The sequence below is a fragment of the Loktanella sp. Alg231-35 genome (genome assembly GCF_900143545.1).
GTDB lineage: Bacteria > Pseudomonadota > Alphaproteobacteria > Rhodobacterales > Rhodobacteraceae > Yoonia.
Genome location: NZ_FREV01000003.1, coordinates 145,974 through 157,986 on the forward strand (window position 1 = coordinate 145,974; position 12,013 = coordinate 157,986).

General features: G+C 58.3%; 12 protein-coding genes. 11 read left to right on the forward strand and 1 reads right to left on the reverse strand.

Translation table 11 applies throughout. The features are described from left to right. Positions 1-16: 16 nt before the first annotated feature. A complete protein-coding gene (locus DHN10_RS07685; RefSeq protein WP_108814684.1) occupies positions 17-1,195 on the reverse strand; it encodes an NAD(P)/FAD-dependent oxidoreductase in 1,179 nt (392 codons plus the stop codon). A gap of 176 nt (positions 1,196-1,371) precedes the next feature. On the opposite strand from DHN10_RS07685, the gene ftsW reads away from it, so the two are divergent. The 11 genes from ftsW to ftsZ all read left to right on the forward strand — a co-directional run bounded on the left by ftsW (position 1,372) and on the right by ftsZ (position 11,912). After that, a complete protein-coding gene (gene ftsW, locus DHN10_RS07690) occupies positions 1,372-2,541 on the forward strand; it encodes a putative lipid II flippase FtsW (RefSeq protein ID WP_108814685.1) in 1,170 nt (389 codons plus the stop codon). After that, on the forward strand, positions 2,538-3,635 hold the full coding sequence (locus DHN10_RS07695) for a UDP-N-acetylglucosamine--N-acetylmuramyl-(pentapeptide) pyrophosphoryl-undecaprenol N-acetylglucosamine transferase (protein ID WP_108814686.1): 1,098 nt from the start codon (positions 2,538-2,540) through the stop codon (positions 3,633-3,635). Before ftsW ends, DHN10_RS07695 begins: the two co-directional genes overlap by 4 nt. Positions 3,636-3,652: 17 nt before the next feature. Then, a complete protein-coding gene (gene murC, locus DHN10_RS07700) occupies positions 3,653-5,050 on the forward strand; it encodes a UDP-N-acetylmuramate--L-alanine ligase (protein WP_199910649.1) in 1,398 nt (465 codons plus the stop codon). Positions 5,051-5,052: 2 nt separating this feature from the next. Beyond that, the gene (locus tag DHN10_RS07705) at positions 5,053-5,316 is read left to right on the forward strand and encodes a DUF2484 family protein (RefSeq protein ID WP_234417077.1); all 264 of its coding nucleotides are present in this window, start codon (positions 5,053-5,055) and stop codon (positions 5,314-5,316) included. 12 nt (positions 5,317-5,328) lie between these two features. Then, entirely contained in the window at positions 5,329-5,607 is a 279-nt protein-coding gene (locus tag DHN10_RS07710; protein WP_234417093.1) for a UDP-N-acetylmuramate--alanine ligase, read from the forward strand. Positions 5,608-5,690: 83 nt separating this feature from the next. Next, positions 5,691-5,978 (forward strand): hypothetical protein, encoded by a 288-nt coding sequence (locus DHN10_RS07715; RefSeq protein WP_108814688.1) that lies wholly within the window; start codon positions 5,691-5,693, stop codon positions 5,976-5,978. A gap of 1 nt (position 5,979) precedes the next feature. Then, positions 5,980-6,909, forward strand: a complete 930-nt coding sequence (gene murB / locus DHN10_RS07720) for a UDP-N-acetylmuramate dehydrogenase (RefSeq protein ID WP_373456692.1) — start codon at positions 5,980-5,982, stop codon at positions 6,907-6,909. A 116-nt stretch (positions 6,910-7,025) separates the two neighbouring features. Further along, entirely contained in the window at positions 7,026-7,904 is an 879-nt protein-coding gene (locus tag DHN10_RS07725; protein ID WP_234417094.1) for a D-alanine--D-alanine ligase, read from the forward strand. Further along, a complete protein-coding gene (locus DHN10_RS07730; protein WP_108814691.1) occupies positions 7,892-8,797 on the forward strand; it encodes a cell division protein FtsQ/DivIB in 906 nt (301 codons plus the stop codon). Before DHN10_RS07725 ends, DHN10_RS07730 begins: the two co-directional genes overlap by 13 nt. After that, the gene (ftsA, locus tag DHN10_RS07735; RefSeq protein ID WP_108814692.1) at positions 8,797-10,131 is read left to right on the forward strand and encodes a cell division protein FtsA; all 1,335 of its coding nucleotides are present in this window, start codon (positions 8,797-8,799) and stop codon (positions 10,129-10,131) included. The genes DHN10_RS07730 and ftsA overlap by 1 nt, the downstream gene beginning before the upstream one ends. A gap of 179 nt (positions 10,132-10,310) precedes the next feature. Then, the gene (gene ftsZ / locus DHN10_RS07740) at positions 10,311-11,912 is read left to right on the forward strand and encodes a cell division protein FtsZ (protein ID WP_108814693.1); all 1,602 of its coding nucleotides are present in this window, start codon (positions 10,311-10,313) and stop codon (positions 11,910-11,912) included. The last annotated feature ends 101 nt before the right edge of the window (positions 11,913-12,013 follow it).

The window sequence follows — 12,013 nt, forward strand, 5'->3', positions numbered from 1 at the left end:
TGGATCGTGATCCACCTTACGTCCCACGGATGGCCTGCCCAGCAGCCCACCCCGACGACCACGCCCATTGAAAGTTATAGCCGCCCAGCCAGCCAGTCACATCCACGCATTCACCAATGAAATAAAGGCCGGGCACGTCTTTGGACTGCATTGTTTTGGATGACAGCGCATCGGTGTCAACCCCGCCCAATGTGACCTCTGCTGTGCGGTAACCTTCGGAACCTGCCGGTGTCAGTTGCCAATGCGCCAGAGCATCGCAGAGTGTTGTCAGGCGCGCATCGCTTTGGTCTGCGATATTGCCGGTCAGCCCCAGTTCATCTTGCAGATAGTCAACCAGCCGTGCGGGCAGGGCGTGACCTAAGACTGTTGTGAGTGCCTTCTTACCATCGCTTTGTCGGGCCGATTGCAGCGCGGCCAAGAGCCCCGCTTGCGGGATCAGGTTCACATCAATGCTCTCGCCCTCCTGCCAATAGGACGAGGCTTGCAGGATTGCCGGGCCTGAAAGGCCGCGATGGGTGAACAGGATAGCCTCATCAAATTGCGCATCGCCAGCCGAGACGCGGGCCGGTGCGGCGACCCCCGCAAGGGGTTTGAACCGATCATCCGAGAAGGTCAGCGGCACAAGCCCCGGACGCGGGGTTATCACTGGCAGGCCAAACTGCTGCGCAATCTGATAGCCGAACCCAGTTGCCCCCATCTTGGGGATCGATTTGCCACCACAGGCCACCACGAGGTTCTTGGCCTTCACATGCGTTTCGCGCCCATCACGGGTCAGCGTTGCAGTGAACTCTGCGCCGTCATGCGAGATCGCGGCGACCGACGTTTGCAGCCAGAGTTGCGCCCCTGCCTTCTCCATCTCTGCGTACAGCGTCGCAATGATGTCTTTGGCGGTGCTATCGCAAAAGAGCTGCCCCAGGGTTTTTTCGTGCCACGCGATGCCGTACTGCCCGACCAGATCGATGAAATCCCATTGGGTGTAGCGCTTCAGCGCTGATTTGCAGAAATGCGGGTTGCGGCTAATAAAATTCTGCGGGCTGCTGTGTAGGTTGGTGAAATTGCATCGGCCACCTCCCGAAATACGGATCTTTTCGCCTGCTGCTTTGGCATGATCTACCACCAGTACGCCGGGCCCGGCGTGGGCTGCGCACATCATGCCAGCCGCCCCCGCCCCAATGATCAATGTCTCAATCTGCATGGCTGCGCATATGGCGGATGTAGCGAGGGATTTCAAATGCGGGATGCCTCTGGCGAAAGATTGATTGGACATAGAAAATAAGAGGCGCCGTGATTTCAGTGGAATCGCGAGGAATAGGGGGTTATGCTGCACCCAGACCCGGAAAACGGGCGTATTAGGCAAGTGAGCGGTGATCCATGACGGAAATGGTCTATGGGACGGTCCCGGTGCAATCCGGCGATCCGGTTTTGCCACGATGGTGGCGTACAATTGATAAATGGACGATGTCCTGCATCCTGCTGTTGTTCGGGATCGGGTTGTTGCTGGGGCTTGCCTCTTCGCCGCCTTTGGCAACCAAAAACGGGCTGGAGCCGTTTCACTATGTGACCCGTCAGGCGATCTTTGGTGGGGCAGCAATGGCGGTCATGTTTGTCGTCTCGATGATGTCGCCCACGGTGGTGCGCCGCTTGGCCGTGCTGGGGTTTCTGGCGGCCTTTGTTGCCCTTGCCTTTTTGCCGGTGCTTGGGACTGATTTTGGCAAAGGGGCCACGCGCTGGTATTCGCTTGGGTTTGCCGCCGTTCAGCCGTCAGAGTTTTTGAAACCCGGCTTTGTGGTCATGACTGCCTGGCTTTTGGCGGCGTCCCAACAGTTGGGTGGTCCGCCGGGCAAGACCTATTCTTTTGTTCTGACGATGATGATCGTTTTGATGCTGGCTATGCAGCCTGATTTTGGGCAAGCCGCTTTGGTTCTTTTCGCATGGGGTGTGATGTATTTCGTGGCCGGTGCGCCGATGACCCTGCTGATCATCCTGGCGGGTTTGGTCATTTTTGGCGGCACCGTCGCCTATTCCAATTCCGAACACTTTGCCCGTCGGATTGACGGGTTTCTGTCACCTGACTTGGATCCCAACACGCAGCTTGGCTATGCCACCAACGCCATCCGCGAGGGTGGGTTCTTTGGTGTTGGTGTGGGCGAGGGGCAGGTGAAATGGTCGCTGCCTGATGCCCATACGGATTTTATCATTGCTGTGGCGGCAGAAGAATATGGGTTGATTTGCGTGCTTGTGATTATCGCTCTTTATGCAGTGATCGTTGTGCGTTCGCTGCTGCGCCTGATGAAAGAGCGTGACATTTTCATCCGTCTGGCGGGCACCGGTCTTGTCTGTGCCTTTGGTGTGCAGGCCATGATCAACATGGGTGTGGCGGTGCGACTTCTGCCTGCCAAGGGCATGACCTTGCCGTTTGTGTCTTATGGTGGATCATCCTTGATCGCCAGCGGGATTGCCGTGGGCATGCTTTTGGCGTTCACGCGCACCCGACCTCAGGGCGAGTTGAGTGATGTCTTCTTGCGGCGTGCCAACAGATGAGCGCGCCATTGTTGATCATCGCCGCTGGCGGCACCGGCGGGCATATGTTTCCAGCGCAAGCGCTGGCCGAGGCCATGCTGGAGAAGGGTTGGCGCGTGCGCCTGTCTACAGATGCACGAGGCGCGCGCTATACGGCCGGATTTCCGGATGCGGTTGAGGTGACTGTCGTTGGCAGCGCCACCTTTGCACGCGGTGGCATTGTTCAAAAACTTGCCGTGCCGTTTCGTATTCTGGCTGGCATAGCCGCAGCCAAGTGGCGAATGCTGCGCGATCGCCCGGCGATCGTTGTGGGCTTTGGCGGATACCCCACCATCCCGGCAATGACCGCCGCTTGGGCTCTGCGCATTCCGCGTATGATCCATGAACAAAATGGCGTTCTGGGGCGCGTGAACCAGCTTTTCGCCAAACGTGTTGATCAGATTGCTTGTGGCACATGGCCGACCGAACTGCCCGGCAAGATTGCAGGCACGCACACTGGAAACCCAGTGCGTGCGGCAATTCTAGAGCATGCAGGCTCTCCCTATATTCCGCCCGGTGAATACCCGATGTCTTTGCTTGTGATGGGCGGCTCACAGGGCGCGCGGGTGATGTCAGATATGGTGCCGCCTGCGATTGCCGCACTGCCGGAACATATCCGCCGCAATATCCGGGTCAGCCATCAGGCACGCCCCGAGGACATAGAACGCGTGACCGACTATTACGCGAGCGAATTGATCAGCGCGGACGTGCAGACCTTCTTTGATGATGTGCCGCGCCGCATTGTGGATGCGCAACTTGTGATCTCACGTTCTGGGGCGTCAACCGTTGCGGATGTCAGCGTGATCGGGCGCCCTGCAATCTGGGTGCCATTTGCGGCCGCCGTCCGGGACGAACAAACAGCAAACGCCAGGCAATTGGTCGAGGCGGGTGCATCGGTGCTGATGCCGGAAGCAGAATTTGACGTGCAGACCCTGACCGCGAAACTGACGGATCTGTTGTCAGACGAAGCTGGCATGTTGCAGATGGCCATTGCCGCGGCGGGCTGTGGCGTGCCGGACGCGACGACGCGTCTTGTGGATATGGTTGAAAGTCTGGCAGAGGCGGGCAAAACATGATGGATGGGAACCCGATTATGAATGCAGCAACTAAACTGCCCCTTGATGTGGGCCCGATCCATTTTGTGGGGATCGGTGGGATCGGTATGTCGGGCATTGCAGAGGTGCTGTTGAACCACGGCTACACTGTGCAGGGCTCGGACCTGAAGGCCTCGAAAATCACGGATCGTTTGAAATCGCTGGGTGCGATCATCTTTGAAGGGCAGCGTGCTGAAAACCTTGAAGGTGCAGAGGTCATCGTGATCTCATCCGCAATCAAACCGGGCAATCCTGAACTGGATGACGCGCGTGCCACGGGTTTGCCCGTGGTGCGCCGGGCCGAGATGCTGGCCGAACTGATGCGCCTGAAATCCAATGTGGCTGTGGCAGGTACCCACGGCAAAACAACGACAACGACAATGGTTGCCGCATTGCTTGATGAGGGTGGAATTGATCCAACTGTGATTAACGGCGGCATTATCCACGCCTATGGCTCAAATGCGCGCATGGGGCAGGGTGAATGGATGGTGGTTGAAGCCGACGAGAGCGACGGCACCTTCAACCGCCTGCCTGCGACCATCGCCATCGTCACCAATATTGACCCCGAACACATGGAACATTGGGGCACCGAAGAGGCGCTGCATAAGGGCTTTTACGACTTCGTCTCGAACATCCCATTTTACGGGCTGGCCGTGTGCTGCACAGATGATGCCGACGTGCAATCGCTGGTGGGCAAGATCACCGACCGGCGTGTGACAACCTATGGCTTTAACGCGCAGGCGGATATTCGGGCGATCAATCTGACCTACAAGGCAGGTGTCGCGCATTTTGACATCGCGTTGCAGACAGAAGACGCGGTGATCGAAGGCTGTGAGCTGCCAATGCCGGGGGACCACAATGTCTCAAACGCCTTGTCGGCTGTGGCTGTGGCCCGTCATTTGGGTATGAAAAAGGATGAAATCCGCGCCGCCCTGAAAGGTTTCAAAGGGGTGAACCGCCGCTTTACCAAAGTGGGCGAGGTGGATGGTGTCACCATCATCGACGATTACGGCCATCACCCGGTTGAGATTGCCGCCGTGCTGAAAGCCGCACGCCAAGCCACCGAGGGGCGCGTCATTGCGGTGCATCAGCCACACCGGTTCACCCGGTTGTCGCATCATTTTGACGAATTCTGCGCCTGTTTCAATGATGCTGATGTCGTCGGTATTACAGAGGTTTTTGCCGCTGGCGAAGAGCCGATTGAGGGCGCCAGTCATGCCGATCTGGTGGCCGGTCTGATCCGCCATGGGCATCGCCACGCGTCCACGGTTGAATCCGAGGATGATCTGGAACGGCTGGTGCGCGAACAGGCAAAGCCGGGCGATATGGTTGTCTGTCTTGGCGCAGGTACGATCAGCGCTTGGGCCAATGCGCTACCTGCGCGTCTGACCAAGTAAGCATGGGTTTGGCGTTTCTGTCTGATCCCGTTGTCCTGATCGGGCTTTGGGTGGTCTTGGCATTTGCGCTGGCGGCTTTTCCGTCAACTGACAACCATTGGCGGCGCGCCTACATCCTAATGGCCATTGGGTTTCCGATACTGTTCTGGATTACTTGGGAACACGGTGTGTTCTACGGGTTGCTGGGCCTGATTGCGGGTGTTTCGATTTTGCGCTGGCCGGTCTACTTTCTATGGCAGTGGATCAAGAACAAAGTCGCGAGGTAGGCCGTGGGACAGATGATGATCATCGGGGGTATGCTGCTTTGTGCGGGTGCGCCTTTCCTATTGCTCACCGCGTTGATGCGGGCAGGGCAATCTGGCTTGGCGCTGACAATTGGGTCGATCATCGGCGGGGCGTTGGTGATCCTGATCTTTGCCAGTGGGCGGCCCATCGGGATTGACCCGGTCTTTGCCATGACTTTGGCGATGCTTGGTTTTCTGCCCGCATTGTTGGGTAGTGCGGCAGGCGCGTTTCTTGGCTGGCTCTTGCGCAGGCAGGACGACCGGGCGATCTGAAGCGGTGATTGAAGAAAATACTTGAACGTCGTTCATAAAGTTGGCATATATTTGAACAGCGTTCAAAATTGGAGAGAATCACAATGGAAGAATATCTTTTGGTTTATGGTGTGCCGACCGTGGCATTCTTGGTGGCAACCTTTGCGGGCTTTCAATGTGGCAAAGCGGGCAGCCGCAGCGGGCTAGGTTGGTTCGCCGGTATCTGGGTGGCTTTTACAACGTGGATGTTCATGGGCATTCAATCCTCGACGGGGTGGGATGGCTTGGGCTATGTGCTTGCATTGATAGGAATTTGCGCACCAGTCGGCGTCGGTGGACTGATCGGCGGTGTGACAGGATGGATCAAACGGGATGAACCAAAACTTGCCTAAGTTGCCCGCGGTGCGCGGCACATTGACCGCGCATCGTGCCTTGGCAGATCTGACGTGGATGCGCGTGGGTGGCCCAGCAGAGGTCTTGTTTCAGCCTGCCGATATTGACGATCTCGCGGCCTTTCTTGCCGCGCTCGATCCGGCAATCCCTGTTTTTCCCATGGGGGTTGGCAGCAACCTGATTGTGCGCGATGGCGGCATTCCCGGTGTCGTGATCCGCATGGGACGCGGCTTTAACGCGATCACCATTGACGACGATGGGATCACAGCTGGCGCAGCGGCCCTTGATGCGCATGTAGCGCGCAAAGCCGCAGAAGCTGGTTTTGATCTGACTTTCCTACGCACAATACCCGGCACGATCGGCGGGGCCGTGCGGATGAATGCAGGCTGTTATGGCACTTATGTGGCCGATGTCCTGCAATCAGTCACAGCGGTGCTGCGGGATGGTCAGATCGTTGCGTTGACCCGCGACGCGCTTGAACTGGCTTATCGCAGCAGTGTTTTGCCTGATGGTGCCGTGATCGTTTCCGCCCGATTTGGTGCACCAAAAGACGATCCCGCAGCGTTGAACGCGCGGATGGAAGGCCAGTTGCGCAAGCGCGATGAAACCCAACCGACCAAAGACCGCACCGCTGGCTCAACCTTCCGCAATCCGGCTGGTTTTTCCTCAACCGGGCGGGCGGATGACGTGCATGATCTTAAGGCTTGGAAGGTTATCGACAACGCAGGCATGCGCGGCGCAACGCGCGGCGGCGCTGTGATGAACACCAAGCACTCCAACTTCCTGACAAATGCAGGTGGGGCGACCGCCGCCGACCTTGAGGATTTGGGCGAAGAGGTGCGGAAAAAGGTTTACGCTAGCCAAGGGATTGAGCTACAATGGGAAATCATGCGGGTCGGTGTCCGAATGGACAAAGATACCGCAGAATAAAGGGCCAAAAGGCCACGGTCCAAGGCAAGGGCCAAAACGAATGACGGGTCAAAAAAGGCCCGCGAATAAGGCGGTAGGGTATGTCGAGCAGGACAAACCCGAAAGTTGTTGTCCTCATGGGCGGCCCCTCGGCTGAACGCGAAGTCTCGCTCAGCACGGGCTGTGAATGTGCATCGGCTTTGCGGGACGCAGCATGTGAGGTGATCGAGGTCGATGCGGGCCCCGATGTTGCGGCACGTCTGCAAGAGATTGCCCCTGACGTTGTCTTCAACGCATTGCACGGTCGCTGGGGTGAGGATGGGGCCATTCAGGGTATCCTTGAATGGCTGCAAATCCCCTATACGCATTCCGGCATTCTTGCCTCTGCTCTGACCCTCGATAAACAGCGCACCAAGGATATCTACCGCAAGGTTGGCCTGCCTGTGGTTGATAGCATTCTGGCTTCTGCGGATGATGTCCGCGCTGCGCATGTGATGCCGCCGCCTTATGTGGTGAAGCCATACAATGAAGGCTCCAGCGTTGGCATCTACATTGTCAACGAAGACGCGAACGGCCCGCCACAGCTTGCTGATGATATGCCCGATAGGGTGATGGTCGAAGCATTTGCGCCCGGCCGAGAGTTGACCACAACCGTCGTGGGTGATCGTGCGCTGACGGTCACCGATATCATCACGGACGGCTGGTATGACTATCATGCAAAATACGCGCCTGGCGGGTCCCGTCATGAGCTGCCCGCAGATGTCCCGCAGGACATTTTCGACGCCTGCATGGAGTACGCTTTGCGGGCGCATCAGGCCTTAGGGTGTCGCGGTGTATCACGCACGGACTTCCGTTGGGACGAAACACGTGGCCTTGATGGCCTCGTCCTTCTTGAAACCAATACCCAGCCCGGTATGACGCCCACGTCGCTGACCCCAGAACAGGCGGCGCATGTGGGCGTCACATTCCCGCAGCTGTGCCGCTGGATGGTGGAGGACGCATCATGCGATCGCTGATCCGTCGCCGCCATACTCCTGACGCCGCACCACGCGACCCCGCGCCATCCCGGCTGGGCTATCGCTATCAACGGCTGATGCTGACGCCCGGCTTTCGTGCAAGTGTGCGTATCGGCGTGCCGATCATTCTGATCCTGACGATTGCGGGGTCCTGGTATTCCAAACCCGTCAACCGGGCGCAGCTTGCAACGACCGTTGAAGAGGCCAAGCAGAGCTTTCAGCAGCGCCCACAATTCATGGTGCAGACGATGCATGTGACTGGGGCAGAGTTTGCCATTGTCGCGCAGGTCGCGCCTTTGTTGCCGTCAGAGTTTCCGATCTCCTCGTTCGATCTCGACCTAGAGGCGATCCGCGCGCAAATCGAAGCGCTTGACCCGATCCAATCCGCCAGCGTGCGTGTGGGGCAGACGGGGGCCTTGGAGATTGCGCTGACACCACGTGCGCCCGTCGCCCTTTGGCGTGACGCAGGTGTGTTGCGTTTGATTGATGCGGATGGCGTGCAATCGGGTGTTGTTGCGACCCGCGCAGATCGGCTTGATCTGCCGTTGATCGCGGGCGACGGGGCAGAAGAACACATTGACGAGGCACTCGCCCTTTTTGCGGCGGCAGGTCCGTTGCTGGACCGCGTGCGTGGGTTGGTCCGCATGGGCGAACGGCGCTGGGATATGGTGCTGGACCGGGACCAGCGGATTTTGCTGCCGTCCGATACAGCCGTTGCCGCACTTGACCGGGTGATCGCGTTGAATGACGCGCAGGACATGCTGAACCGGGATGTGGCCGTTGTGGATATGCGCAACGTGGGCCGCCCGACTTTGCGGATGAATGAAGAGGCCGCAGCGGCGCTGCGCCGTGTGAATGTTCAAATTGATATTGATGATGGGGCAGGGAACTAATGGGCGACGTATACGACAGCCAAAGAACAATGCGGCAGATGCGCAAGGCCGCGATGCAGCGGGGTGTTGTCGCCATTCTGGACGTGGGCACATCCAAGATTGCCTGTTTGATCCTGCGGTTTGACGGACCCGAGCAGTTCCGCAGCACCGACGGTGTCGGCTCTATGGCAGGGCAATCGCAGTTCCGCGTTATTGGCGCGGCCACAACCCGGTCGCGCGGCGTGCGCTTTGGCGAAGTTGACGCGATGCAGGAAACAGAGCGCGCAATTCGGACCGCCGTGCAGGCGGCCCAGAAAATGGCGAATGTGCGTGTTGATCACGTGATTGCCTGCCTATCGGGTGCGCGTCCCCGGTCTTACGGGCTGGATGGTTCGCTGGATGTCAGCGGCGGTTTGGTGTCCGAACAGGATATCAGTCAGGTCATGGCTTCTTGCGATGTGCCGGATTATGGCATGGACCGCGAAGTGCTACATGCGCAGCCTGTGAACTTTGCGCTCGACCACCGCTCTGGTTTGGCCGATCCGCGCGGGCAAATCGGCAATACGCTGACCACGGACATGCATATGCTGACGGTCGATGCGATGGCGATCCAGAACATCTTTTACTGTATCAAACGCTGCGATCTTGAACTCGCGGGGATAGCGTCCTCTGCTTACGTCTCTGGCATGTCCACGCTTGTTGAGGACGAACAAGAGCTGGGCGCCGCTTGTATTGATCTGGGCGGCGGTTCCACCGGCCTGTCGGTCTTTATGAAGAAACACATGATCTATGCGGATTCCGTGCGCATGGGGGGGGAGCATGTGACGTCCGATATTTCCATGGGTCTGCAAATCCCTGCGGCCACGGCAGAGCGGATCAAGACGTTCTATGGTGGCGTGATGGCCACTGGAATGGACGACCGCGAGATGATCGAAATCGGTGGCGACACTGGCGACTGGGAACATGACCGGCGCACGGTCAGCCGTGCGGAACTGATCGGCATCATGCGCCCGCGTGTGGAAGAGATTTTAGAAGAGGTGCGCGAACGGCTTGATGCGGCAGGGTTCGAGCACCTTCCAAGCCAGCAGATCGTGTTGACAGGCGGCGGCAGTCAGATCCCCGGCCTTGATGGGCTGGCAAGCAAGATCCTTGGCCAACAGGTCAGATTGGGTCGGCCGCTGCGCGTGCAGGGTCTGCCGCAAGCTGCAATTGGTCCTGCGTTTTCCAGCGCGGTTGGCCTGACGTTGTTCGCGGCCAATCCACAGGATGAGTGGTGGGATTTTGAAATTCCCGCCGATCGTTACCCCGCCAGATCGCTCAAACGGGCAGTAAAATGGTTTAAAGACAACTGGTAATGCGCAATATCTTGCTGATCGGCCGAAATCCGGGAGGTAAGTCGCAGATTTTGTCCAGATTTGGTGGTTATTTTGTGTTTTTGTCGTGACCTTTCGGCATCACTTGGTTATTGTATTGATCAATAAGCAGTAAAAGCCCGTGGGCACGGGCAAATCAAAAAAAACAGGCGGATCGAGTTATGACTTTGAATCTCTCCCTTCCGGGGCATGAAGAGCTGAAACCACGTATTACGGTGTTTGGTGTTGGTGGCGCGGGCGGCAATGCCGTCAACAACATGATCGAGCAAGAGCTTGATGGCACAGAATTTGTGGTCGCGAACACGGATGCGCAGGCGTTGCAACAGTCGCGCGCCGCTGCGAAAATCCAGATGGGTCTGAAGGTAACGGAAGGTCTGGGCGCAGGCGCACGGGCAACCGTTGGGGCCGCCGCCGCCGAAGAAAGCATCGAACAGATCGTTGATCACCTTGCCGGTGCACATATGTGTTTCATCACTGCTGGCATGGGCGGGGGCACCGGAACCGGGGCCGCGCCGATCATCGCGCAAGCCGCCCGCGAGCTGGGCGTTCTGACTGTCGGCGTTGTGACCAAGCCCTTCCAGTTCGAAGGTGCAAAGCGCATGAAGCAAGCCGAGGAAGGCGTTGAAGCGCTTCAGAAAGTTGTCGACACGCTGATCATCATTCCAAACCAGAACCTGTTCCGTTTGGCCAATGAAAACACCACATTCACCGAGGCCTTCGCACTGGCTGATGACGTCCTTTACCAGGGTGTCAAAGGCGTGACAGATCTGATGGTTCGTCCGGGCCTGATCAACCTCGACTTTGCCGATGTCCGCGCCGTGATGGACGAAATGGGCAAGGCGATGATGGGCACAGGCGAAGCCGACGGCGAAAACCGTGCCATTCAGGCCGCTGAGAAAGCGATTGCCAACCCACTTCTGGACGAGATTTCGCTGGAAGGTGCCAAGGGTGTCCTGATCAACATCACTGGTGGCTATGACCTGACCCTGTTTGAACTGGATGAAGCCGCCAACAAGATCCGTGAAAAGGTCGATGGCGACGCGAACATTATCGTGGGCTCGACGCTCGACACTGAGATGGACGGCAAGATGCGCGTTTCCGTCGTGGCCACAGGTATCGATGCCGTGACCCGCGAGATGGAAGCACCTGTGCCGCGCCGCTCGATGGCGGCACCGCTGGCCCCTGTCGCTGAGATCGCAGAAGAGATTGAAGTCGCCGCACCGGCTGCGGTTGCCCAAACCGAAGCACCAGCGCCGGTTGCGCAAGAACCCACGTTGTTCGAAGAGATGGAAACACCTGCGCAGCCAGCTGTTGCAGCTTACCAGCAACCGGCACCTGCGCCAGCGCCACAGGCCGTTGCTGATGATCTGCCGCCACCCGCCTATACACCACGCCCAGAGCCGGACCTGACACAGGCCGACAACTTTGTCGCACCACGCGCCGCATCTGCGCCGGGTACCCCATCGCCTGAAGCGATGGCCCGGCTGCAAGCGGCTGTGAACCGAGTGCCCAATGCGGATCAAGCGCCACAGCCCCTGCAGCAACCGCAGGCTGTGGCATCAGCAGCCCCTGCCGAGGCCGAAAAGCCGCGCTTTGGGATCAACTCTTTGATCAACCGGATGACCGGTGCGCAGGCAGATGGCGCGCCGCAGCAACCGGCCCGCACACAGCCGCAAGTGACGGCCTTGCATCAAGAGCCAGAGCAGAATGATGACCAGGAAAAGATCGAAATCCCGGCATTTCTTCGCCGTCAGGCGAATTGATCTGAAACAATCAAGATCGTGACGCAACGTTCGATCACATCAAAAGGCCGCAGCGATGCGGCCTTTTTTGCTTCTAAAACAAAGACTTGCTGCATCTGCGA

What these genes read in the sequence shown, in the direction of transcription:
- DHN10_RS07705 (WP_234417077.1), top strand. Translation starts at nt 5,053, where the DNA reads ATGGGTTTGGCGTTTCTGTCTGATCCCGTTGTCCTGATCGGGCTTTGG.
- ftsA (WP_108814692.1), top strand. Translation starts at nt 8,797, where the DNA reads ATGGGCGACGTATACGACAGCCAAAGAACAATGCGGCAGATGCGCAAG.
- ftsW (WP_108814685.1), top strand. Translation starts at nt 1,372, where the DNA reads ATGACGGAAATGGTCTATGGGACGGTCCCGGTGCAATCCGGCGATCCG.
- DHN10_RS07710 (WP_234417093.1), top strand. Translation starts at nt 5,329, where the DNA reads ATGATGATCATCGGGGGTATGCTGCTTTGTGCGGGTGCGCCTTTCCTA.
- DHN10_RS07695 (WP_108814686.1), top strand. Translation starts at nt 2,538, where the DNA reads ATGAGCGCGCCATTGTTGATCATCGCCGCTGGCGGCACCGGCGGGCAT.
- DHN10_RS07685 (WP_108814684.1), bottom strand. Translation starts at nt 1,195, where the DNA reads ATGCAGATTGAGACATTGATCATTGGGGCGGGGGCGGCTGGCATGATG.
- DHN10_RS07730 (WP_108814691.1), top strand. Translation starts at nt 7,892, where the DNA reads ATGCGATCGCTGATCCGTCGCCGCCATACTCCTGACGCCGCACCACGC.
- murC (WP_199910649.1), top strand. Translation starts at nt 3,653, where the DNA reads ATGAATGCAGCAACTAAACTGCCCCTTGATGTGGGCCCGATCCATTTT.
- DHN10_RS07725 (WP_234417094.1), top strand. Translation starts at nt 7,026, where the DNA reads ATGGGCGGCCCCTCGGCTGAACGCGAAGTCTCGCTCAGCACGGGCTGT.
- DHN10_RS07715 (WP_108814688.1), top strand. Translation starts at nt 5,691, where the DNA reads ATGGAAGAATATCTTTTGGTTTATGGTGTGCCGACCGTGGCATTCTTG.
- ftsZ (WP_108814693.1), top strand. Translation starts at nt 10,311, where the DNA reads ATGACTTTGAATCTCTCCCTTCCGGGGCATGAAGAGCTGAAACCACGT.